Source organism: bacterium (assembly GCA_024742285.1).
Lineage (GTDB): Bacteria > Myxococcota_A > UBA9160 > UBA9160 > UBA4427 > UBA4427.
On record JANSYR010000005.1, the window covers coordinates 191,252 to 212,546 of the forward strand.

Sequence of the window (21,295 nt, forward strand, 5' to 3'; positions counted from 1 at the left end):
CGCTAGAAGACCGCGACCGTCCGCTCGATCGTCCAGAACGCGGCGAGCGAGCCCATGACGTAGACCGCGGCGCGCTGGGGCATCGGGATCGGGAGCGCGATCCGTCGCAGGATCGCCGCCGCGACCGCCAGGCCCAGCACGAAGACGAGCTGGCCGAGCTCGATCCCGACGTTGAACGAGAAGAGCGCCATCGGGATCTCGCCCTGGGGCAGGCCGACCTCGCGGAGCGCGCCCGCGAAGCCCATGCCGTGGAGCAGCCCGAAGAGGAGCGCCATCGGCCACGGATAGCGCCGCATCAGCGTCTCCTTCTCGGTGTCCCGCGCGAGCTCGACCGCGAGGGCGAGGACGCTCGCAGCGATCAGGACCTCGATCGGGCCGGAGGGCAGGTTCGTGTAGCCGAGGGCCGCGAGGGATAGCGTGACCGAGTGGCCGACAGTGAAGCTCGTGATCGTCTTGACCAGCGGGCCGAGCGCCGAACAGAGGAGGAAGAGGCCGAAGACGAAGAGCAGGTGGTCGGCGCCCGAGAGGATGTGCTCGAAGCCGATCGTGAGATAGTCCGAGAACACCTCGAAGCGGCCGGCCTTCTCGGGGACGATCATCTCGGGCTCGCCACGCCGGAGCACACGCTGGATGGCGCGACCGTCCGAGAGGGCGATCCGGACGAGGGTGTCGATCTTGGCCGGACCGAGACCGTCGACGCGCAGGGGCTGGCCGATGAGTCCGGCCGTCCCACAATCGATCGTCCAGCGCACGAGCACGGCGACACCCTGCTCCTCGAAGGTCGCCGGCGTCGTTGCGGGACACGCCGGGGGCAGGACCGGCTCGATGTTGCTCCCGGGGACCGAGAGGGACGAACGCTTCCAGAGGACGTCGACGAGGCCGGCCTCGCGCTCTTCGAGCTGGAGGAGGGCGGGGGCCAGCGGATGGGCCAATGCTCCGCCGGGCAGGAAGCACGCGAAGGCGATCGCCGCGAGGAGGCGGATGGCGGCCGCTTGGCCGCTTCGAGCACGCGGGGGGCGAGAGGCGATCATCCGGTCTCCTGTTCCGACCGAGGGGCGGCGGGATCCGCCGCGCTCGGGGCCCGCACCCGGTAGCGGGTGCGAAGGTCGCTGATTAGCGCTTCCAGGTTCGCCTGGCGACGTTCTTCCTCGATCTCGAGGCGCAGCCGGTCGGCGACGAGATCGAGTGGGGGGACGGCCCCGGCCTCGATCCCGTCGACGCGAACGAGGTGATAGCCGTAGGCGGACTCGATCGGCCCGGTCCACCCGTCCTGGGCTTCGGCGGCGGCGAAGACGCCCTCGCCGAAGCGGGGACCGAAGGTGCGGTCGAGATCATGGCGGGAACGCCCGGTGAGATGGTGGCCGAGCGGAAAGGGGTCGCCCTGGGCCGGACCATCCGCTGCGCTCGCCTCCGTCCGGACGAGGGTCTCGAGCACGGTCCTTGCCCGGTCGCGCGGGATCCCCGGGCGATCACGGCTCACGAAGACCTGCGAGAAGGTGATGCGGTCGGGTGCACGCAGTCGATCTCGCTCGCCCGCGTAGCGCTCTTCGATCTCGGCGGGCGTGACCGCCTGATCGTCCCCGAGTCGGCCGCCGAGGAGTCGCATCTTCTGGACGAGGATCCGCCGCACGACGACGTCCTCGCGGTGGAGATCGAGCTCGACCGCGCGTGCCAGGAGGGAGGGCGCATCGTCGAGCGTCGCCTCGCCCTCGAGGAAGAGCATCTTCTGGATGAGCCGCGTCTGGACCCCGCCGTCTCGCTCGAGGAGACCCCGGGCGACCGCCTCGCGAAAGAGGATCTCCTCCTCGACCTCGGCGGCGATCATCCGATCGCGTTCCTCGGGACTCGGTCCGCGCCCCATGGTCTCGGCGAAACGCCGGTCGAGCTCCGCGAGGACAGACGCTTCGATCTCGATCTCGCGATCGGTCCGGGGGTCGCCGGGAGGCGCTTGCGTGACCGCCTGCGCCCCGTAGACGAGGGTGCCCAACGAGACGAAGTGGAGCAGGGGGGACCGGAGCAGGGCGCGCATCGGGCGGATCGGTGGATCGGTTCGCGCTAGGCGAGCTCGATCATCACCTTCGCGCCGGCATCGGGAGAGCGCGCGACGTCGAACGCTTCGAGGAAATCGTCGAGTCCGAAGCGGTGCGTGATCATCGGCTCGAGGTCCCGGCGCGCGAGCAGCCGGATCATCTCGCCGTAGTCCGCCGGATACTCGATCGAGCCGCGAATCGTGATCTCCTTGGTCAGCACGTCCATGAACGCCACGGGGACCTCCTGGCGGTGGAGGGCGACGACGGAGATCCGGCTCTGCGGCGCGCAGCGCTTCACGACGTCGGCGAGGAGCGGACCGACCCCCGTCGCCTCGATGAATACGTTCGTGCCGACCATCTCCATCCAGTAGAGGGTCTCGGTTCCGTGGATCCGGCCGAGGCCCTCCCAGAGGTCTTCCTTCGAAGGGTTGATCGTGTGGGTCGCCCCGAGCTTGCGGGCGACGTCGAGGCGCGTGTCCGACATGTCGACGGAGACGAGATCATCGATCCCGCGGTCGGCGAGGGTCGCAATCGCGGACAGGCCGATCGGACCGGCGCCCAGGACGGCGACGCGGTCGCCCGGCTTCGCCTCGCTCTGGTCGACCGCGTGCATGCCGACGCCGAGGGGCTCGGCGAGGGCGCCGTGGGCGAAGCTCATGTCGTCGGGAATCGGGAAGAGGCTCCTGCCCTGGGCCGCGCCGCGGACGAGGAGTCGCGGCGTGAAGCCGCCCTCGGGACCGCCGTTGCCGAGGCCGAAGCCGGCGGCGCCGGGATGGAGGGCGACGCGGTCGCCGACCTTCGCCACGTCTCCGCAGTTCTCGCCGACCCGGGCGACGGTCCCCGCGAGCTCGTGTCCGATGGGCATCGGATCCTTTACCGGGCCCGTCACGCCCCCGAGCTTCGCGTAGCCGACGTCGGAGCCGCAGATGCCGCAGGCACGGACGTCCAGGATCACGTCGTCCGGACCGCAGACCGGCTCGGGGACATCGTCGAGGCGGACGTCGTCGGGGCCGTGAATGCGCGCGAGCTTCATGATCCGCTCCTTTCCCGGGCTTCCGCGCCCCAGAATGCCTTCCACGAGTCGAGCACGTGGGGATGGCTCCCGACACCCGTCTGGCTCGCCGGCCAGTTCGCGGGCTCCTGCTGGAGCGGGTGCTGGCCGAGCTCGGCACCGTAGACGAGGAAATGCTTGCGCCGGACGAAGAGCCAATGGCCGTCGCGTCGCTCGTAGGTGTCGTGGTACTGGATCGCGTGGATGATCCAACGGTCGCTGTCGAGCCCGCCGTCCTGGATCTCGCCCCGGCAGTAGACGATCCCCGTCGCATGGTCGTCGTCGACGAGGTCGATCACGTGATTGCCGACGTGCAGGAAGGTCACGCCCACGCCTCGGAACGCGCGATCCATGTCCGCCCGGAGTGCCTCGCGCCCGTAGGTGTCGCGACCGACCCGGACGTCCGGCACGTAGAGGTCGACGAGCGCGTCCATGTCACGCGCGTCCGAATAGACGGCGTAGCGCGAGGCGAGCTGACGGATCTCTTCGTAGGCGAGGAGCTTCTCGACGTCGGTCATCGGGGCGGATCCTTCGCGACGGTCGAGGCCTATCCTGCGGCCTTCTTCATGCCGTCGGGCGTCTTGCTGCTCGGCAGCTTGCCGTGGTCCCACGAGACGAAGCGGCTGGGCCGGATCTTCATCAGCACGCGCTTGCCCGCCATTTTTCTCTTGACGTCCTCGGGGATGAGGTCGACGTCCGGGAGCGGGCTGCCGGTGCGGGCGTTGGCCTCCACCATCGTCCGGACCGTTTCGTCGAGGTCCGTCACGATCTCGGCTTCGCCCTCCATCATGAGGCCGCGCAGCTCGCTGTAGGCGTGCCCCGTCTCGATCAGGAGGGTGCAGCGAGGATCCTTCTGGGCGTTCTTCACCTTCTGGCTCGAGGCGTAGGTCGCGAACTTCAGGACGATCCCGTCGTCGCTCAGGTCGAGGGCGTAGAACATCGCGACCGCGTGGGGGTAGCCCTTGGGGCCGTTGGTGACCAGCGTGAGGGTGTGGCCTTCCTGGAGGTAGGCCCGGATCTCCTCGTCCGTCATTCTGATATCGTCTTTGCGGGGCATGGGCGTCTCGCTCGGCAGGCGCTCACCGGATGTTCGGGTCCGGCGAGGGCGCTTCGGGTCCATCGATGGCGTCCGGAGACGGTATCGAAATCGACGGCAGGTTGCGGGGGGCAGGCGCCCTCGGAGGTGGTGTTGGCGGTTCTCACCCGGATCGACGAAGAACGAGGCCTGGCGGTCCAGGAGATCCACGGGGACCTGTCGACCGAGGAGATCCTGGCGGCGCAGCGCGAGCTCTACGTGGATCGGGCCTTCGATCCGGCGAAGCCCTGCCTATGGGATGCCACGGAGGGAAACGTCGCTGCGGCGATGACCGGTCAGGAGATGCAGACCGCCGCGAGCCGGGGGAGCGCCCTCTGGGATAGGATGGCGGGCGGTCGGACGGCGATCCTCGTCGCGCGGGAGTCGGATTTCGGAATGGGGCGAATGTACGAACTGATGGCCAAGGACATGCCCCGTGAGCTCAAGGTCTTTCGCGATCGCGACGAGGCCCTCGCCTGGCTCTTCGGGAGCGCAGCCGAATGAGTCGCCGCGCGCTCGTCATCGGGGGCACCGGCCCCTCCGGCCCCCACGTCGTGAACGGTCTGGTCGACCGCGGCTTCGAGACGGCGATCCTCCACAGCGGCGCCCACGAGCGCCCGGAAATTCCCGACGTCGTCGAGCACATCCACACCGACGCCTACGATCCCGACAAGGTGCGCGGCGCACTCGGCGATCGGACTTTCGACGTCTGCATCGCGACCTATGGCCGCTTGCGCGCCAACGCCGAGATCACGGCCGGGCGCGTCGGTCAGTTCATCTCCGTCGGCGGCCTCCCCGGCTATCGCGGCTACATGAACGCGCCGCTCTTCGACCCGCCGGGCTTCCCGATCCCGACCCGCGAAGACGGAGCGCAGATCCGGGACCCGTCGGACGACGAGAAGGGCTTCCGGATCGCTCGCACGGAAGAGCGCGTATTCGACGCCCAGCCCGACGCCACCCACTTCCGGTATCCCTGGGTCTACGGGCCTCGGCAACCGGCCCCGCGCGAGTGGAGCATCGTCCGCCGGATCCTCGACGGCCGCGCCCCCATCATCGTCGCCGAAGACGGCCTCTCGCTCTCGAGCTTCGGCTTCACGGAGAACATGGCGCACGCGCTGCTGCTGGCGGTCGACCAGCCGGAGAAGGCCCGCGGCCAGATCTACAACGCCGCCGATCAGGAAGTGCTCTCGATCCGGCAGGTGATCGAGGTGATTGCGAAGTCGATGGGGCACACGTTCGACATCGTGTCGATGCCCTGGGAGATCGCCTGGCCCGCGCGGCCGCTGGTCGCCCAGCCGTGGACGACCCACCGGATCGTCTCGACCTCAAAGATGGAGAACGAGCTCGGCTATCGGGACAAGGTCCCGCCGAAGGAAGCGCTCGCGCGGACGGCGAAGTGGCTCGCGGAGAACCGTCCGGAGCCCGGCGGGATGGAAGAGACGGTCATGCAGGACCCCTTCGACTACGTCGCCGAGGATCGCCTGATCGAGCAATGGCGCGAGGTCATGTCAAAGATCGCGGAGCCCACCTGGGTCGGGGAGGCGCCGGGCTTCGGGCTCGCGTACAGCGGTCCGGGCGGGCGCGAGCGGACGAACAAGGACTTCGCGTAGGCCGCTCGCCTAGCGGATCGCCTCGGCGTCCCTGAGGCGCGCGATCGCGTCGTCGCCGAGACCGAGCTCCCGGAGGACCTCGTCGCTGTGCTCCCCGAGGCGCGGCGCATGGCGATCGATGGTGGCGGGCGTGGCCGAGAAGTTCCACGGCGGCGCGAGGTACTGGACCGGGCCGAAGCGTTCGTCTTCGAGGATCCGGACCGTCTCGCGGTGGCGCACGTGGGGGTCTTCGAGGAAGCCGTCGATGTCGTTGACCGGGCCGAAGGTGGCGCCTTCTTCGCGCGCACGGGCGACGAAGTCGGTGCTCTGCCACTTGCGGACCTCCTCCTTGAGGAGCCCCACGAGCTCGATGTAGTTGCCGAGGCGCGTACCCATCTCCTTGAAGCGAGCATCGTCCGCGAGGTCCTCGCGCCCGAGCACGCGACAGAGCGCGGCGAACTGGTGGTCCTGGATGATGAGGCCGACGACGTGGCCGTCCGCGGTCTCCCAGGCGGAGAAGAAGGCGGAGGACATCGCCGTCTCGAGCACCTCGGGCGGGAAGGCCCGCGGCGTCATCGGGTCCGGGAGGGCGAAGGCGGCATAGGCGTCGATCATCGCGACCTCGACGCGCTGTCCCCGACCCTCCGCGTCCCGCTCGCGGGCGAAGAGCGCCGCGAGAATGGCGCTGACCGCGGTCACGGCGCTCGTCTTGTCGGCGATCGGGCCGTTGACCGGCTGGGGCGGGCCGTCGCCGCCCTGGGCGGGCATGACCCCGACGAGCCCCTGCATCAGCTGGTCATAGGCGGGGAGGGCGGCGTAGGGGCCGTCGCTGCCGAAGCCGTTGATCGAGCAGAAGACGAGACCCGGGTGGCGCGCCGCGAGGGTCTCGTAGTCGAGGCCCAGTCGCGCCATCACGCTCGGCCGGAAATTCTCGACCAACACGTCGAAACGATCGATCACGTCGAGGATCAGGTCGCGCCCGGCCGCGCTCTTCAGGTCGACCACCAGACTCCGCTTGTTGCGGTTCATCTGGGTGTGCATCGCCGAGAAGAGTGGCTCCTTGAAGGGCGCCCCCGAGTAGCGCGTCTGGTCGCCCCCCGGCGATTCGAGCTTGATCACGTCGGCGCCGAGATCGCCCAGCTGCTGGGTGCACATCGGGCCGGACACGACGCTCGTCAGGTCGAGGACCCGGACGCCGGCGAGGGGACCGCTTCGTTCGCTCGCGCTCATCGGAGCTCCCGGCTCAAGGCGCCGTCGCGTCGGGGTGCACGCCGAGCACGAGCTTGCCCTGGACCTGGCTGGCCCCGAGGCGTTCGAGGGCGTCGGGGAGCTGATCGAAGGGCACCATCTCCTCGACCCGCACGGAGAGCCTGCCCTCGCGCCACCACGCGAGGAGCTTCTCCTGGACCTCTTCCTTGTAGTCGCGGCCGTAGTTCGACGGGATCACGCCGACGACGCTGTAGTTCTGGTAGACCATGTGCGCGGGATCGACGGGGCCCCATTGTCCGCTCGCGAAGCCGATCAGGCAGATCCGCCCCTCGTGCGCCACGCACTTGCTGGCGGCGGTGTACGCCGGGCCGCCGACCGGGTCGTAGACGCAGTTCGCGCCCAGTCCGCCGGTCAGGTCCATCACCGCCTGCGTGATGTCGTCCTGCTTGCGATCGATCACGTGATCCGCGCCGAGCTGCTTGCAATAGTCGACCTTGTCGGCGCCGGCGACCGTCCCGATCACCGTCGCACCGAGGGCCTTGCCGATCTGGACCGCGGCCGTCCCCGTCCCGCCGGCACCGCCGAGGACGAGGAGCGTCTCGCCCGCCTGCAGCTTCGCGCGGGTCTCGAGCCCGAGATAGGCCGTGTGCATCGGGATCAGGAAGGCCGCGCCCTCGGCGTCGGTCATCCCGTCGGGCACGGGCAGGCAGAAATCGTCGAGGGCGAGGGCCTGCTCGGCGTAGCTGCCATGTCCCGTGAAGAAGCTGGTGACGGCCATGACCCGGTCGCCGACGTTGCGGTTCTCCACGGCGTCCCCCCAGCCGATCACGCGCCCGACGACCTCCTGTCCCTGGGTGAACGGGATCTGGGGCGTCATCGCGTAGCTGCCCTGGCACATGAAGACGTCGGGCAGCCCCATCCCGGCGGCGAGGACTTCGACGAGCACGGTGTCCTCGCGCGGGGTCGGTTCGGGGAGGTCGGTCTTGAATTCGAGGGCGTCCTTCGGACTGCCCGGCTTCACGGTCTGCCATCCTCGCATTTCGGTCGGTCTCCTCGTGGCGGGTGGATTCAGGTCACGGGCTCGCGGCGGGTCAGGTGGCGATGGCGGATCGCCAGCTGCTCGCGGCGCGCGGCCTCGTCGAAGGTCGGCGTGTCCGCCGGTAGATGATCTCGTACGTCGGCGAATCTGCAGATCGTGACGGACGGGGCGGGACGATTCTTCGACCAGATGTACCGGTACTGGATCATGCCTTCGTAGGTGCCCATCGTGTCGATCCAGTTCTGGACGCCGGGGTCCTCGGCCGAGAACACGAAGCGCGCGCGGCCGTCCGGGTCGACCCGGGCCTGCGTATGGTTCAGTCCGGTCTGGTGGGTGGCCCAGTCCATGGTCCGGAACCACACGTCGCAGAGCTGGATCTGCCAGTAGCGTGCGTCGGGCGCCTCGAACTCGACGATCATGGCCTCGTCGGGATCGAGGGACCACCAGTCGTTGCCGTAGACGATGTCGTCGGCGCCGCCCACGAAGGGAGCCGCCTCCATCAGGCGGCCCTTCTCGTGGTCGTCGCGGAGCTGCGTCACCCACTCCTGCCAGAAGACCGTCGTCTGCTCGATCCAGAGCGCGGCTTCGTCGAGGTAGTTCGCCATGTGGTTCGGCTGGAGCGGAGGCGCCGGGATCCCCACTCCGCCGATCCGCTCGATCTCGAAACGCGCGGGGCGCTCGACCGCCCAGTCGGCGAAGTACTGACGCACGCACCAGTACTGGGTCTCCGGTGGCATCGACATGAAGTTCCCCGTCCAGTCGGCGGGCTTCTCGGCAGCGAGCAGGATCTCGAAGTCACCGTTCGCGTCGCATGCGCAGTCGGTCAGGAGCAGCGTGTCGAAGACCTGGTCGTCGCCGAGCTGCATGTAGCCGTCCTTGGTCTCGAGCAGCGCCTCGAACACGTTCTCGCGGTTGCCGCGGACGAGGTAGCTCGAGGCGGGCGAGACGCGGCACCAGAGGTACTGGTTGTCGACGTTCTCGGCGCCCCATTTCGCTTCGGAGTCGGGGCTGCGGATCATCTTCGGGTAGTCGGGGTCGGCGAGCTGGCTGGTCTGCGCGATGCCCGTGGTGACGAGACCGAGCAGGTAGCGCATGCCCTGGGCCCGGAGCTCCCCGGGCGTCGCGCTCTCCCGGATCGGGAAGGCGAGGAGGTGATCCGAGGCGCGCTCGATCGCCGCCAGCAGGTCACGCATCGCGGAGCCGTCGACGAGTCGCTGCGCCTGCTCCGCATCGCTCCGCTTCACGCTTCGAAGCGCGTCGCGGAGTGCCTTTCCGGAGGCTCCCGTTCCGCCAATCGCTGCATCTTCCGTCATGCCCGCCTCCCTCCGATCCGAATCAGGCCTCGCTCGCGACGCCGTAGGTTTCATAATACTCCGCGAAGCGCGCCCGTTCCTCGTCGAGGTCGAGGCCGGTGTCTGCGAAGTCGTAGCTGTGCCTGCCGTGTCGGCCCTTCGGCTTGTTGTCGATGTAGTCCTGCTGGGCCTGTCGCGACGACTCCGGGTATTCGATCTCGAAATGTTCGTAGACGCCGGCGAGCGCAGCGACCGGATCCTTCATCAGGTCCGCGTAGCGGAGGTCGAAGCACTGGCTCTCGGGCAGCCGGCCGGAGCGGCGGAGGGCCGTCATGCCGTCGAGGAGCGCTGCGCAGGTCTCGCCCGTGAACCAGCCCTTCATGGCTTCCGCGTCCACCTCGTCCGACCGCACGAAGGCCGTCGAGTAGAGGGTCGAGACGACGGAAGGGAGGACGCGGAGCGGGTCGCGGTGGGTGAACACGATGCGCGCGTCGGGGTAGACCGTGAGCAGCGCGTCGAGCTGGCCCATGTGGCTCGGCGACTTGAGGACCCAACGCTCGCCCGGGCACTTCCACTGGAGGTGCTGGAGCATCTGCTTGTGGAACTCGAAGCCCGGGACGCGGTCGCAGGTCGCGTACCACGCGGAGAAGGCGGGGACGACGTGGCGTCCCATCCACTCGTCGGAGACGAAGCTCGCGCCCATCACCTGGATGTCCTCGACGGGGATGTCGCCGCCGAGCTCGTGGACCTGGTCGTACTCCGGCACGATCTCGCACCAGAGGCGGATCTGGCGATCGGCCTGGGCGATCCGCGGGTCGGTCCGGTAGCTCGCCGTCTCGGGCGCGGGGAAGGGGTAGCGGATCTCCCAGTGGCGCGGGGCGCGGTGGCGCGGGTCGGCGGCGAGGAGTTCGTGGGTGATCGACGTTCCCGTGCGAGGAAGGCCGATGATGAAGACGGGACGTTCGATCGCCTCCCGGGTGACCTCGGGATGACGCTTGCGCTCCTCGGTCAGCTCGAGACGGATCGTCAGGGCGTTCAGCAGGTCGCCGCGGATCAGCAGGGCGCCGATCGCGTGCAGCGACCGCTCGTCGTTCAGGGACTCGACGAAGATCCGGAAGGGCTCCTCGAAGCGCGGGTCGCCGAAGTCGTCGAGGCCGGTCTTCTCGCGCGCCTCGGCCAGCAGGACCTCCGGGTCGAGGCGCACCCAGTCGGGATCGCAGTTCTCGTTCAGGGCCTGCACCCACGCCGGGCGCGGACCGGGTTGCCAGATCGACATTCGGGATCCTTCCGCCGTCTCAGGGCATGTACGAGCCGCCGCTCACGCTGACGAGCTGGCCGGTCAGATGCTTCGAGCGGTCGGAGGCGAAGAAGAGAGTGGCGTCGGCGATGTCCTCGGGGCGACCGATGCGTCGGATCGGCTGGCTCGACACATTGAAGTTCGCGTCACCGGACTCGGCGGCGCCGGCCATCTGCTCCGGCGTTCCGAAGAACTCGTAGCCGTACTTGCGCCAGAAGCTCCCCTCGCCGACGTGGTCCGCCTGATGGGGAACGATCCAGCCCGGCGCGACGCAGTTGATCCGCACGCCGAACGGCCCCCACTCGTAGGCGAGGCCCTTCGAGAAGGACATCACGAAGCCCTTGGTCCCACCGTAGAGGGCGACCTGGTTCGCGGCCTCGGGGACGAGGGCGGAGTTCGACGTGATGTTGATGATCGAGCCGGTGCCGCGGGCGACCATGCTCTTGCCTGCGGCGCGGGTGCAGTGGTGGACACCCCAGATGTTCAGGTTGACCTCCCACTCGGAATCCTCGATCGACTTGTCGAGGAAGGGCGTCGGATGGAACACGCCACCCGCGTTGTTCACCAACACGTCGATCGGTCCGAAGGCCGACTCGGCCTTCTCGACCATTTGCTCGACGGCGTCGAGCTTCGTGACGTCGGTGGGGACGACGAGGACGTCGCCCGGGAGATCCTTGGCCGCGTCGGCGACCTCCTGTCCCTTGGTTCCGTCACGGGTCGCGATCACGACATTGGCGCCTTCCTCGGCGAATCCGAGGACGAGGCCGCGTCCGATTCCGCCGCTGCCGCCGGTGATGATCGTGCTCTTGCCGGTGAGTCCGAGGTCCATCGTGCTCCTCCTGCGGATGGGGGACGGATCCTAGCCATACCGGTGAGGCCACGCAGACGTCCGGGATCGGGGGGCGCTTGCGAAGTCCGCGCTCGCGTGCTCCCCGGATTCGGTACTCGGACGGGTTTTCGCGAAGGCGAGTTTCGCTGTCATCGGCACGGCGGAGGAAGGAAGAGGCGTGCTCTTGTGGCGATGGGCCTAACAAGAGGACATGTCTGGTGCCGCCGACCTGCCGGATTTCACGCGGGATCAGGCCGTCCCGCGAACCTCGTCGATCGTCGGGCCCACCCGATCCGCGATCGGGTTCAGCAGCTCCAGGTCGAAGCCGAAGACCCGCGCGGCGTTCAGCCCGAGCATGTCGCGGATCTCCCGGTCGTCCTCCACCTGCGCGAAGGTCTCGTTCATCTTCTCGCGGGTATGGGGCCAGGTTCCTTCGAGGTGCGGGTAGTCCGAGCCCCACATCAGCTTGTCGACGCCCATTTCGTATCGGAGGCCGCAGTCCTTCTTCGAGAGCATCGAGGCGCCGAAGAAGACCTGCCGCTCGTAGTACTCGGTGGGCGACATCGTGAGACCCTTGCCGAAGTACTTGAAGAGCGGCGACTCGTAGTGCATGTCGAACTGCTCGAGCTTGTCGAGGATCCAGCGCGAGCCCTGCTCGGTCATGATCAGCTTGAGGTTCGGGTAACGCTCGAAGACGCCGGCCCAGACGAACGCCGTGAAGGCCCGGTTGGCATACCAGGAGACCTCGTTCACGAACATGGCCGTGGCCGCCGGACTGTCGCCGTAGTCCGGGCTCCAGCCCGAGTGGGTGTGGACCGGCATGTCGAGCTCGTCGCAGGTCGCCCAGAGCTTCTCGTAGCGCGGGTCGTGGTAGAACTGATTGTCCCCCGTGCCGGCGGGGAGCATCACGCCGCCCCAGAGCCCCATCTGCTTCGCGTCGATCGTGTCCTGGCAGGCGACGTCGATGTCGTCGACGGTGATCATCGCGACGCCGGCGTGGCGCCCGGGATGCTCGTTGCACAGGTCGGCGAGCCAGCGATTGTAGGCGCGCTGCCCTTCGAGATTCTCGGTCGGATCGACCTTCGTTCGGTACTGGAGCAGGCCTCCGCCGAAGGGCGCCTGCTGCGGAAAGATCACCTCGCCGGCGATTCCGTCGCTCTCGAGCTGCTCGATCCGCATTTTCGCGTCCCACTCGCCCTCGATGGCGCGCAGCACGGTCTGGTCGTTGTTGCGCGCGTCCTCGGCCTCCTGGTCGTAGAAGGTCCCGGTCCGCGCCTCCATCTCCGCTTCGTACGCGGCCTGCCATTCGTCGTAGCGGGCGCGGAGCTTCTCTGGGAGGTACTGGCGGTAGGTCGCGGGCTGCGCGCCGGCGTGGCAGTCGCTGCTGATGACCATGACGTTGCCGGAGGAGGGAAGCGGTTCCTGGAGGCGTTCTGACATGGCGGGCTCCTGTTCGTGTCGTGCGTCGTCGCGGGAGGCGAATGTAGCGCGCGTGGCGCCGCCGCCGGCGGGTACTCGAACCCTCGATCGTGTGAGCGTACGGAGAGGATTGCGGGCGAGTTGCGCGCGCCCGCCCAGCGCGACCGGCCGATACGGGTGGCATCGCCGGCGTCCCGGCGCCGGAGCCTCGCATGACGGAAAGGCCCTCGCCCTCGAGCGACACGGCAGAGCGGTCGATCCTGGCACGGGTCCTGAATCCGCATGGTCTCTCGACGCGCGGGATCGTCCTGCAGCTCGCGTTCTGCGTCGCCCTCGCGATCCTCGTCGTCGACCAGGTGGCGTCGTCGCTCTACTGGCCGGCCGAGGACGCGGACGAGATCCTCGTCGTCTCGAGCGAGCGATGCCCCTGGTCGCGGGCCGCGCGCCAACGGCTCGATGCGCACGGCGTCGACTATCGCGTGATCGATGCGCGAGAGGACTGGCTGGAGACCGGGCTCGCGGGGTGGGCGTACCAGTCGCTTTCGGTCCCCATCGTCGTGGTCGGCCCCGAGGTGATCCAGGGGTACGACGAACGACGCATCGATGCGGCGCTGGCCCGCCTCGGGCACGGGCTCCCCGACGAAACTGCGGTGCAGGTCTCGCGCTAGGGGATCTGCTGCCGGACGAAGAGCGCGACGCGCTCCATGGCGTGGGTCGCCTCCGGGAATGCGTCGCCGAGTCCGATGTAGCCGTGGACCATCTCCGCAGTCGTGTCGACGATCACCGACGCGCCCTCGCGGCTCGCGCGTTCGGCCAGGCGCGTCGAATCGTCGGAAGTCGTGTCGATTCCGCCGACGGACAGGTAGATCGGCGGAAGTCCGCCGAGCTTCGAGTGGAAGGGGGAGATGCCCGGGTCTTTGAGGTCGCCGTCCGGTCCGGCGTAGTCCTTGAAACGCGCCCGGATCCACTCCGCGCTCACGAACGGGTCGCGTCCGCGCGGGTTCATGGCGGCGTCTCCGGTCTGCTCGGCGTCGAGCCAGGGGGTGAGACCGACCATGCAGGCGGGCAGCGGGCCACCGGAGTCGCGCAGGGCGCACATCGCCGACAGGGCGAGGGCCCCGCCGCAGGAGTCTCCGATGAAGGCGATCCGCGACGGATCGACCCCCTGGGCGACGAGGGCCCGGAAGGCGGTCACCGTGTCGTTCATGGCGGCGGGGTAGGGCGCATCGTCCGCCCAGGTCCACTGGAAGCAGACGACCTTGCAGCCGATCTTCTCGGACATGAACTCGCCGTAGCTCAGGTAGTGGTCGATCACCGTCGACACGTAGGCGCCGCCGTGGACGTGCATCACGACGCGATCCGAGTCCGCGTTCTCCTCGGTGTAGATCCACTTGGCCTCGACGCCGTCGAGGTCGACCGGTTCCACGATCGTACCCGGGCTCGCGGCGTTCGGATGGATGGCGTGCATCTTCTCGCGAACGACGTCGATCGGGTCGTTGTGGTCGACGTTGCCGCCGGGGATTGCGGCCATCAGCGCGTCGTGTTCCTTGCTCGCCATCGGTGTTCTCCTTCTCGTTCGGTCGAAGCCGAGTATAAGCAGGTTTCGGGGCGCGCGATTGCGCTCCCAGGAGGGCCTCCCCGCGGCTGACTCCGAGGTCGGCCCGATCTCCCGCGCCGCCGCGGCACGGATCCGGGGCCTCGAGTAGCTTCGCTCCATGAGCACCGATTTCGCCGCCCTGCGCGGAGACGCGCGTCTCGCCGTCTACATCGACCTCAAGAGCCCCTACGCCTATCTGGCGATCGAGCCGACGCGCGACATGGCGCGCGCGCTCGGTGTGGACATCGACTGGCGTCCCTTCACCCTCGACATCCCGAGCTATCTCGGCTCGGCGAAGCTTTCGAAGGGGAGCAAGACGGTCGAGAAGAGCGAGCGGACGCCGACCCAGTGGTCCGGCGTGAAATACGCCTACATGGACGCACGTCGCTACGCGAACCTGACGGGTCGGACCGTACGCGGGACGACCAAGATCTGGGACTCGAGCCAGGCCGGCGTGATGTTCCTCTGGGCGAAGCACCACGGCGCCGACGCCCTCGATCGCGTGATCGACGTCGCCTATCCACCGTTCTGGAAGCGCGAGCTGGACATCGACGACGTCGCCGTGCTCGAGGACGTCCTCGCGCAGGCGGACGTCCCCGCCGAGGGTTTTCGCGACTTCCTGGCGGGCGAGGGGCGGACCGAACACGACGCGATCAACGAGGCCGCGTTCGCCGCGGGGGTCTATGGCGTGCCGACGTATCTCGTCGAAGGCGAAGCCTGGTTCGGCCGGGAGCATCTGCCGCGGGTCGCCTGGATCCTCGGTGGGCGGGAGGGGCGCGCGCCCGGAGTCGCCAACCTCCGCTTCGCCGACGGGTTGCCGGCATGAGCTACGACGATCAGCTCGACGAAGCGACGCTCACGGTCCTGTTGGACGCGCGTCAGCCCCTCGCGTATCTGGCGCTCGGTCCGACGATCGAGCTCGGGAGGCGTCGGGGCCTCGAGATCAACTGGCTGCCGTGCAGCGTCTCCCCGCTGAAACCGCCGCCGCCGGAGAGCGAGGGCGACGACCGGAGCGTCGCGCATCGTCGCAACCGCTCGCGGATGATCGCGCGGGAGATCGAGACCTATGGGGAGGCGCAGGGCCTCACACTCCGCGACTACTACCGGAACGGCGACTGGTCCGTGCTCGCACTCGCCTGGCTCTTCGTTCGCGAACACGCGCGTGCGTCGCTCGAGGCCTTCCTCGAGGCGGCCTTCGCGGCGTACTGGGCCGTCGAGCTGGACCCGATGGACGTGGCAGCGGTCGCGAAGCACGTCGCCGAGGCGGGCGTGAGCGCCGACGACTTCACGGCGTGGGCGGGGAGCGGCGGACCCGAGGCCGCCGAGGCCATCGCCGCGACGCTGCGTTCGCGCGGCATGTCCGGCGCGCCGGCGTATCTGGTGGCGGGCGAGTATTTCCAGGGGCGGCAGCACCTGCCGATGATCGAGTGGCTCCTGGACGGCCAGGAGGGGCCCGGGCCGATCTGAACCGAACGTGACCCGGGAGGAGAGGGCGTCGGAACGCTCGACGAGGAGCCGCCCGGACCGGGCCGCGTCCACGTGAACGCCGAGCACGAGGAACCGTGGTTCGCGATCGCCGACGAAGTTCCCCTGCACGCGGGGATGCCTGGCGAAGGCGACGACTAGCGGTCCACGTACTCGGGAAAGTGGGCCATCGCGCGCGTCAGATAGGCCTCGTAGGTCTCGTTCCCGATCGGCGCGTCCCAGCGCGGTTCCAGAAAGAAGGGGATCGAGAGCCGGGCCCCTTCCGTCGGGACCACGCGGTGGACCGTCGCCGGGTAGCGATCTCCGGACAGGATCTGGAGGGCGCGGCCGGTGTTCACGACGAACGCGCCCTCGAGGTAGGGCACGTCGATCCAGCGCCGCTCTCTCGTGCGGACCTGCAGGCCGCCCTGACGATCCTGGTGGAGCAGGGTCAGGACGTCGCTGTCGTAGTGCGCGTCGCAGAAGAGGGCGGGGGTCTCGGGGTCGCCGGAGTCGATCGCGGTCTCCGTCGGATAGCGGTTGAAGCGGAGCGTCGTCTGCGCCGTCGGGCGCGCGAGCGCGTCGTCGGCCCATCCGGGCGCCGCCTCGATCGCCGCGAGGGCTTCCCGGGCGATCCGGGTGCCGAGCGGCGTCATCGCCTCGAACCAGGCGTCGACGGCCTGCGCGAAGGACGGGTCGAGGCGCTCGGGAAGCACGTTGCGTTCGTAGTAGGGACGCGCGAGGAGCGAGGCGTCGTCCAGACGCGGGTCTCCCAGGTCGAGGCCCTCCTTGCCGTGGACGTCGCTCGGGAAGTAGCCGCGGTAGCGGTTCGTCGCCGACGGGTTCCAGCGCCTCGGAGCGCTCCCCCGCTTCGCGTCGTCCGGCAGCGCGAAGAAGGCGTGGGCGGCCTCCACGATGTCGCGCAGCAGGTCTGGATCGACGCCGTGGCCCACCACGACTACGAATCCGATCTCTTCGAACGCGCGCCGGAGGGACGCGCGGACGAGGGCGTCGTCCGCCTCGAGATCGACGATCGGGATCCCGCTCACTCGGCCCTGATCTTCGGCGTCTCGATCAGCTCGAGCATCGTGCCATCCGGGTCGCGAAAGAAGACCGCGTTGAGCCCGTCGATCATCGGCAGGTCCGGTCCCATCTCGAGCCAGCACGGCCCCGAGTGCTCGACCCCGAGGCGGTCGAGCTCTTCGCAGCACTCGGTGGCGTCGGCGACCTGGAAGGCCATGCGGAAGGGGCCCAGGTGGTTCGCTTCGACGAGGGGCCGGCCGATGGGTTTCGGATCGATCCACTCGAGCAGATCGAGAATGAAGGATTCGGGGTGCCCGCCGACGGCGAGGAAGTCCGCGCGGTAGCGACAATCTCCGTCGAACCCGAATCCCTCGCCGCTCGCCGCCGGCGGTTCGGCTCGCGGCGCGATCGGCTGCACGCCGAGGACCCGCTGGTACCACGCGCTCGAGACGTCGAGGTCGCTGCAGTTGATGTTGATGTGGGACATCCGCACGGGGCCGGGGGAGCGCCGCTCGACGAACTCGACGCAGGTGCCATCCGGGTCGTCGCAGCAGAAGAATCGGACGTCCTCGCCCTCGAGGACGGGGGTCGAGACGACGCCGCTCCGCGTGCGCACGCCGGCGGAGATCATCTTCGCGTACTGCCCGTCGAGATCCTCGACGGCGAGGCAGACGCGCATGAAGCCCAGGTGATTGGCCGCGGGAGGGGGCGTGCCGACCGGGCCCGGCGTCTGCCATTCGAGCAGGTCGACCGCCGGGCCGCCCTGGGCGCGGTCGTCGTGGAGGAGATACGCGTCCCAGACGACCTGGCCCGTCAGTCCGAACCCTTCTCCGGCCTGGGGTGCCGGCCGGGTATGGGATTGCGGCTCGAGTCCGACGAGGTCCCGGTAGAACCTCAAGGACTGCTCGAGGTTCGAGCAGTTCACGTTGACGTGGGTGACCGCCTGGAGGGAGAGGGCCATGGGGACTTCGCTCCTACTGCTTCCGACCGCGTTCCATGATGCCGGCGCGGCGTTCGCCGATCTTCGCCGAATCGATCTGCTTCGACGACTCGATGCCGACCTCGAGCTCGTACGCCATCGCGTCGTCGAAGTGCATCGAGTAGCCGGTGTCGATCATCGTCTTCACCTGCTCCATCACGCCGGGCACGCAGCTGCAGATGTCGCGGGCGAGGGCCTTGGCCTCCTCGAGCAGGCTCTCCGGTTCGCAGACCCGGTTCGCGAGTCCCCACGCGTAGGCACGCTCCGCCGAGAGCGCGTTGCCGGAGAGGCTGATCTCCTTGGCGCGGTTGATGCCGATGATCCGGGGCAGGCGCTGGGAGAGGCCCCAGCCCGGGACGATCCCGACCCGCGCGTGGGTGTCGAGGAAGTTCGCGCCCTTCGCGACGAAGATCATGTCGCAGGCCAGCGCCATCTCGAAGCCCGCCGTGGCAGCGGCCCCGTTGACTGCCGCGATCACCGGCCCCGAGAAGTTCTCGAAGCCCGCGCGCATCGCATCCTGACCCGCCACGGACAGCTCGTACCCGGTCTGTCCGTCGGTCCCTCCGCCGATCTCTTTCAGATCCATGCCGGCGCAGAAGGATCGGCCCGCGCCGGTCAGGACGATCGCGCGGATCTCGGGGTCCTGCTCGAGGGCAGCGAGGGTGTCGCCGATCGCGATCCGCAGCTCGGCGTTGAGCGCATTGCGCTGCTCCGGTCGATTGAGGGTCACGATCGCGATCGGCGATTCGCGTTCGACGAGCAGGACGGGTTCGGACATGGGGACCTCATAGATCGTGGGCGTTCACTTGAATGCCGCCGTCGACGCCGAGCACCTGGCCCGTGACGAAGGAGGAGCGCTCGGAGCAGAGATAGGCGACGGCGTCGGCGATCTCGTGCGGACGGCCGAAGCGGCGCATCGCGTGCACCGCCGCCGTCTGCTCGCGGATCCCGGGATTCGCATCGAGGTAGGTCGCCATCCCCGGCGTCTCGATCCCCCCCGGCGCGACCGAGTTCGCCCGGATCCCGCGCTGGGCGTACTCCCCTGCGATCGTCTTGGTGAGTGCGATCACGCCGCCCTTGCTCGCGGCGTAGGCGGCCTGGGTGACCTGGCCCTTGATGCCCGACATCGACGAGATGTTCACGATCGAGCCGCCCCCGCTCTCGAGCATCGCGGGGATCTCGTGCTTGCAGCAGAGCCAGACGCCCGTCAGGGTGACCGAGAGGCAGCGGTCCCAGCGCTTGCGGTCGAGCTCGTGGGTCGGATGGAAGCCCGCGCCGAGGGCGGCGTTGTTCGACGCACAGTGGAGGGCTCCGAAACGCTCGACGGTCTTCGCGACCATCGCCTGGACCGCGTCCTCGTCGGAGACGTCCGTATGGATCGCGAGGGCCTCGGCGCCGGCTTCGTCGAGGAGCGCGGCGGTCTCGCGCGCACGCTCTTCGTCCCAGTCGGCGACGGCGACCTTCGCGCCCTCGCGGGCGAGGACCTCACACGTGACGCGGCCGATCCCCGAGCCGCCGCCGGTCACGAGGGCGACCCTGCCTTCGAGCAGACCCATCAACGGCGGTCCTTCTTCGGCGGGGGCCAACCGGGCACGAGCGCGTGGTCCTTCGCGAAGCGCGGCGCGTGGAAGGTCTCGCCACTCCGCTCCGCCGCTTCCGGATTCGTGAGGAGCCAGACGAGCATCTGCGCGGGGACTTCGGGCGGGGCGCCCACCGAGATGTACTGCTGGTAGATCGGGTCGTCCTTCCCGTAGCGCGCGAGCTGGGCCTCGGTCGGGACGTACCCCGGGTCGATGTTGTAGGCACGGATCCCCTGGTCGTTGAACTCGACGTGGAGGAAGCCGGCCATCCGGTGGAACGCGCTCTTCGACGCGCCGTAGGCGAAGCCCCAACCGCCTTCGCTCACCTTGTTCGGCGGATCGTGCTGGCCGGCGTTGCTCGTCATGTTGACGATCGTGCCACTCCCGCGTTCGAGCATGTGAGCCAGGACCTTGCGCGTCAGATAGAGCTGGTTGAAGAAGTTGCCCTGGAAGACGAGCTCGAGCTTGTCCTCCGGCAGCTCCATCATCGGGTCCATCACACCGGCGCCCTGATAGATGCCGTTGTTGAAGAGCACGTCGATCTGGCCCCACTCGGCCAGGGTCTTCTCGAAGGCGGCGTCGATCGAGTCCCGGTCGAGCAGGTCGAGCCGCAGCGGCAGCGCTCGCTGGCCGCGCTCCTCGACGAGCTGCGCCGTCTCCTCGACGCTCCCGGGGAGCGCCGTCTGCTCTCCGGCCTCGGCGCTCGAGGCCGCGTAGTCGTGGGTCTGTCCCGCCTGCAGCGTGCGCGCGGTCACGACCACGTCGAATCCGGCTTCGGCGAGGGCGAGGCTGCCGGCCTTGCCGATGCCTCGGCTGGCACCGGTCACGAAGGCGATGGGCGACATGGGCGGGTTCTCCAGGTTCGAAGTGCGGGGGATGCATCTCTGCGGGCGCTCCAGTCTCGCGAATTCCTTCGCGGGCCGCAGCGGACCCGGGGCGGGCGGGTTGCCCACGTAGGGGAAGCTCGCGAGACTTCCGCGCCCCATCCGGTGCGGGCCCGTGCGCCCGTGGAGAGGCGAACCGACCTTGGCACGCGTCCGCTACGCCCGAAGCCCGCGCGAGTCGGAAGACGCCAGGAATGCGCGCCGCGAGAAGGACGAAGGCTTCGTTCGATTGCTCGTCGGCCGCTACGAGACCGACCCGGAGGCCCTCGCCGCGGTCGTGCCCCGCCCGCTCGAAGCCGCGCCGGAGAACGAGGTCGAGATCGTCGTCGCGACGGTGGGCGAGGGGGCGCTCCAGCGGGGCTCGGCGCTGATCGGGGTTCGGGTCGACTACGACGGAACGGCGGGGGTGATGCCGCTCTCGATGCCGTGCGACGACGCGGCGGCGGTCGCCGAGGCCCGGGAGCGCTTCGGCGAGCCGCGCAAGCAGGGGACGGTCGACCTGGTCGTGGACGGAGACGGGGTGAGCGCCTCCGTGACCCGACGCGACGTACTCTTCCTGCGGTTGGGCGGACGGCGGCGCGAGGACCTCGATCGGGGCGCGTGGGCGAGCACCAGCTTCTCCTTCAAGGCGTTTCCGGCCGTGGATCCGACCCGGGACTTCGATCACGACCCGCAGCTCGTGCGGAGCGATTGGCGGTTCGAGCCCACGACGGCCGTTCGACTCGACGGCGGGATCGAGCTCTGGGACTCCCCCTTCGATCCGATCGCGGATCTTCCGGTCCGTCGGCTGGTCGAGCTGCGGTTCGGGGAGGGGCGCTACGCCCGATCGGCCCGGGTCGTGCGGCCGGTGCCCGGGGACTGGCTGTGGCCGTTCCTGCATCAACGAGACGACGCGCCCGGATCCGAGGGTGTCGAGGTCTGACGGGAAGACGGAGGTG

General features: G+C 69.0%; 23 protein-coding genes. 6 read left to right on the forward strand and 17 right to left on the reverse strand.

Features of this window, described 5'->3' with window-relative positions:
• Positions 1–2 precede the first annotated feature (2 nt).
• The 5 genes from NXI30_11770 to NXI30_11790 are packed head-to-tail and all read right to left on the reverse strand — an operon-like array spanning position 3 to position 4,114.
• Positions 3–1,031 (reverse strand): HupE/UreJ family protein, encoded by a 1,029-nt coding sequence (locus NXI30_11770; GenBank protein ID MCR9094887.1) that lies wholly within the window; start codon positions 1,029–1,031, stop codon positions 3–5.
• Entirely contained in the window at positions 1,028–2,029 is a 1,002-nt protein-coding gene (locus tag NXI30_11775; protein MCR9094888.1) for a peptidylprolyl isomerase, read from the reverse strand. Before NXI30_11775 ends, NXI30_11770 begins: the two co-directional genes overlap by 4 nt.
• 26 nt (positions 2,030–2,055) lie before the next feature.
• Positions 2,056–3,063 (reverse strand): zinc-binding dehydrogenase, encoded by a 1,008-nt coding sequence (locus NXI30_11780; GenBank protein ID MCR9094889.1) that lies wholly within the window; start codon positions 3,061–3,063, stop codon positions 2,056–2,058.
• Positions 3,060–3,599, reverse strand: a complete 540-nt coding sequence (locus NXI30_11785; GenBank protein MCR9094890.1) for a nuclear transport factor 2 family protein — start codon at positions 3,597–3,599, stop codon at positions 3,060–3,062. Before NXI30_11785 ends, NXI30_11780 begins: the two co-directional genes overlap by 4 nt.
• A gap of 29 nt (positions 3,600–3,628) precedes the next feature.
• A complete protein-coding gene (locus tag NXI30_11790; protein MCR9094891.1) occupies positions 3,629–4,114 on the reverse strand; it encodes a pyridoxamine 5'-phosphate oxidase family protein in 486 nt (161 codons plus the stop codon).
• Positions 4,115–4,270: 156 nt separating this feature from the next.
• Between NXI30_11790 and NXI30_11795 the strand changes: the two genes are divergently transcribed.
• A complete protein-coding gene (locus tag NXI30_11795; protein ID MCR9094892.1) occupies positions 4,271–4,660 on the forward strand; it encodes a hypothetical protein in 390 nt (129 codons plus the stop codon).
• Positions 4,657–5,766, forward strand: coding sequence for an NAD-dependent epimerase/dehydratase family protein (locus NXI30_11800; protein MCR9094893.1), 1,110 nt, complete (start codon positions 4,657–4,659; stop codon positions 5,764–5,766). Before NXI30_11795 ends, NXI30_11800 begins: the two co-directional genes overlap by 4 nt.
• A gap of 9 nt (positions 5,767–5,775) precedes the next feature.
• Here the strand turns inward: NXI30_11800 and NXI30_11805 are convergent, their stop codons facing one another.
• From NXI30_11805 to NXI30_11830, 6 genes are all read right to left on the reverse strand, one after another.
• Complete coding sequence (locus NXI30_11805) at positions 5,776–6,975, reverse strand: CoA transferase (protein MCR9094894.1); 1,200 nt, start codon at positions 6,973–6,975, stop codon at positions 5,776–5,778.
• 13 nt (positions 6,976–6,988) lie between these two features.
• Positions 6,989–7,993 carry an NADPH:quinone oxidoreductase family protein gene (locus tag NXI30_11810; GenBank protein ID MCR9094895.1) on the reverse strand — a complete coding sequence of 335 codons (1,005 nt, stop codon included), beginning with the start codon at positions 7,991–7,993 and terminating at the stop codon, positions 6,989–6,991.
• Positions 7,994–8,022: 29 nt separating this feature from the next.
• A complete protein-coding gene (locus NXI30_11815; GenBank protein ID MCR9094896.1) occupies positions 8,023–9,306 on the reverse strand; it encodes a DUF1254 domain-containing protein in 1,284 nt (427 codons plus the stop codon).
• Between the two features lie 22 nt (positions 9,307–9,328).
• The gene (locus tag NXI30_11820; protein MCR9094897.1) at positions 9,329–10,561 is read right to left on the reverse strand and encodes a sulfotransferase; all 1,233 of its coding nucleotides are present in this window, start codon (positions 10,559–10,561) and stop codon (positions 9,329–9,331) included.
• Between the two features lie 19 nt (positions 10,562–10,580).
• Entirely contained in the window at positions 10,581–11,411 is an 831-nt protein-coding gene (locus NXI30_11825; protein ID MCR9094898.1) for an SDR family oxidoreductase, read from the reverse strand.
• A 249-nt stretch (positions 11,412–11,660) separates the two neighbouring features.
• Positions 11,661–12,851 carry an amidohydrolase family protein gene (locus NXI30_11830; GenBank protein MCR9094899.1) on the reverse strand — a complete coding sequence of 397 codons (1,191 nt, stop codon included), beginning with the start codon at positions 12,849–12,851 and terminating at the stop codon, positions 11,661–11,663.
• Positions 12,852–13,042: 191 nt separating this feature from the next.
• Here NXI30_11830 and NXI30_11835 point away from each other — a divergent pair, with 191 nt between their 5' ends.
• Entirely contained in the window at positions 13,043–13,498 is a 456-nt protein-coding gene (locus NXI30_11835) for a glutaredoxin family protein (GenBank protein MCR9094900.1), read from the forward strand.
• On the opposite strand, the gene NXI30_11840 is transcribed toward NXI30_11835, so the two are convergent.
• Positions 13,495–14,388, reverse strand: coding sequence for an alpha/beta hydrolase (locus tag NXI30_11840; protein MCR9094901.1), 894 nt, complete (start codon positions 14,386–14,388; stop codon positions 13,495–13,497). The two genes, NXI30_11835 and NXI30_11840, sit on opposite strands and share 4 nt — an antisense overlap.
• Before the next feature lie 157 nt (positions 14,389–14,545).
• On the opposite strand from NXI30_11840, the gene NXI30_11845 reads away from it, so the two are divergent.
• Both NXI30_11845 and NXI30_11850 read left to right on the forward strand, forming a co-directional pair.
• The gene (locus NXI30_11845; GenBank protein ID MCR9094902.1) at positions 14,546–15,253 is read left to right on the forward strand and encodes a DsbA family protein; all 708 of its coding nucleotides are present in this window, start codon (positions 14,546–14,548) and stop codon (positions 15,251–15,253) included.
• The gene (locus tag NXI30_11850) at positions 15,250–15,894 is read left to right on the forward strand and encodes a DsbA family protein (protein ID MCR9094903.1); all 645 of its coding nucleotides are present in this window, start codon (positions 15,250–15,252) and stop codon (positions 15,892–15,894) included. Before NXI30_11845 ends, NXI30_11850 begins: the two co-directional genes overlap by 4 nt.
• A gap of 155 nt (positions 15,895–16,049) precedes the next feature.
• Here the strand turns inward: NXI30_11850 and NXI30_11855 are convergent, their stop codons facing one another.
• From NXI30_11855 to NXI30_11875, 5 genes are read right to left on the reverse strand one after another with little or no spacing between them, the layout of a single operon-like run.
• Positions 16,050–16,940: a hypothetical protein gene (locus tag NXI30_11855; GenBank protein ID MCR9094904.1), complete on the reverse strand. Its 891-nt coding sequence runs from the start codon at positions 16,938–16,940 to the stop codon at positions 16,050–16,052.
• Positions 16,937–17,875, reverse strand: coding sequence for a VOC family protein (locus NXI30_11860; GenBank protein MCR9094905.1), 939 nt, complete (start codon positions 17,873–17,875; stop codon positions 16,937–16,939). Before NXI30_11860 ends, NXI30_11855 begins: the two co-directional genes overlap by 4 nt.
• 13 nt (positions 17,876–17,888) lie before the next feature.
• The gene (locus NXI30_11865) at positions 17,889–18,671 is read right to left on the reverse strand and encodes an enoyl-CoA hydratase (GenBank protein ID MCR9094906.1); all 783 of its coding nucleotides are present in this window, start codon (positions 18,669–18,671) and stop codon (positions 17,889–17,891) included.
• A gap of 7 nt (positions 18,672–18,678) precedes the next feature.
• Positions 18,679–19,479 (reverse strand): SDR family oxidoreductase, encoded by an 801-nt coding sequence (locus NXI30_11870; protein MCR9094907.1) that lies wholly within the window; start codon positions 19,477–19,479, stop codon positions 18,679–18,681.
• The gene (locus NXI30_11875) at positions 19,449–20,318 is read right to left on the reverse strand and encodes an SDR family oxidoreductase (protein ID MCR9094908.1); all 870 of its coding nucleotides are present in this window, start codon (positions 20,316–20,318) and stop codon (positions 19,449–19,451) included. The genes NXI30_11870 and NXI30_11875 overlap by 31 nt, the downstream gene beginning before the upstream one ends.
• A 181-nt stretch (positions 20,319–20,499) precedes the next feature.
• On the opposite strand from NXI30_11875, the gene NXI30_11880 reads away from it, so the two are divergent.
• On the forward strand, positions 20,500–21,279 hold the full coding sequence (locus NXI30_11880) for an acetoacetate decarboxylase family protein (GenBank protein MCR9094909.1): 780 nt from the start codon (positions 20,500–20,502) through the stop codon (positions 21,277–21,279).
• The last annotated feature ends 16 nt before the right edge of the window (positions 21,280–21,295 follow it).

Coding starts and splice junctions, on each gene's coding strand:
- NXI30_11860 (MCR9094905.1), bottom strand. CDS start 17,875: ATGGCCCTCTCCCTCCAGGCGGTCACCCACGTCAACGTGAACTGCTCG.
- NXI30_11850 (MCR9094903.1), top strand. CDS start 15,250: ATGAGCTACGACGATCAGCTCGACGAAGCGACGCTCACGGTCCTGTTG.
- NXI30_11790 (MCR9094891.1), bottom strand. CDS start 4,114: ATGACGGACGAGGAGATCCGGGCCTACCTCCAGGAAGGCCACACCCTC.
- NXI30_11830 (MCR9094899.1), bottom strand. CDS start 12,851: ATGTCAGAACGCCTCCAGGAACCGCTTCCCTCCTCCGGCAACGTCATG.
- NXI30_11775 (MCR9094888.1), bottom strand. CDS start 2,029: ATGCGCGCCCTGCTCCGGTCCCCCCTGCTCCACTTCGTCTCGTTGGGC.
- NXI30_11865 (MCR9094906.1), bottom strand. CDS start 18,671: ATGTCCGAACCCGTCCTGCTCGTCGAACGCGAATCGCCGATCGCGATC.
- NXI30_11770 (MCR9094887.1), bottom strand. CDS start 1,031: ATGATCGCCTCTCGCCCCCCGCGTGCTCGAAGCGGCCAAGCGGCCGCC.
- NXI30_11820 (MCR9094897.1), bottom strand. CDS start 10,561: ATGTCGATCTGGCAACCCGGTCCGCGCCCGGCGTGGGTGCAGGCCCTG.
- NXI30_11875 (MCR9094908.1), bottom strand. CDS start 20,318: ATGTCGCCCATCGCCTTCGTGACCGGTGCCAGCCGAGGCATCGGCAAG.
- NXI30_11810 (MCR9094895.1), bottom strand. CDS start 7,993: ATGCGAGGATGGCAGACCGTGAAGCCGGGCAGTCCGAAGGACGCCCTC.
- NXI30_11845 (MCR9094902.1), top strand. CDS start 14,546: ATGAGCACCGATTTCGCCGCCCTGCGCGGAGACGCGCGTCTCGCCGTC.
- NXI30_11835 (MCR9094900.1), top strand. CDS start 13,043: ATGACGGAAAGGCCCTCGCCCTCGAGCGACACGGCAGAGCGGTCGATC.
- NXI30_11785 (MCR9094890.1), bottom strand. CDS start 3,599: ATGACCGACGTCGAGAAGCTCCTCGCCTACGAAGAGATCCGTCAGCTC.
- NXI30_11815 (MCR9094896.1), bottom strand. CDS start 9,306: ATGACGGAAGATGCAGCGATTGGCGGAACGGGAGCCTCCGGAAAGGCA.
- NXI30_11805 (MCR9094894.1), bottom strand. CDS start 6,975: ATGAGCGCGAGCGAACGAAGCGGTCCCCTCGCCGGCGTCCGGGTCCTC.
- NXI30_11780 (MCR9094889.1), bottom strand. CDS start 3,063: ATGAAGCTCGCGCGCATTCACGGCCCCGACGACGTCCGCCTCGACGAT.
- NXI30_11825 (MCR9094898.1), bottom strand. CDS start 11,411: ATGGACCTCGGACTCACCGGCAAGAGCACGATCATCACCGGCGGCAGC.
- NXI30_11840 (MCR9094901.1), bottom strand. CDS start 14,388: ATGGCGAGCAAGGAACACGACGCGCTGATGGCCGCAATCCCCGGCGGC.
- NXI30_11800 (MCR9094893.1), top strand. CDS start 4,657: ATGAGTCGCCGCGCGCTCGTCATCGGGGGCACCGGCCCCTCCGGCCCC.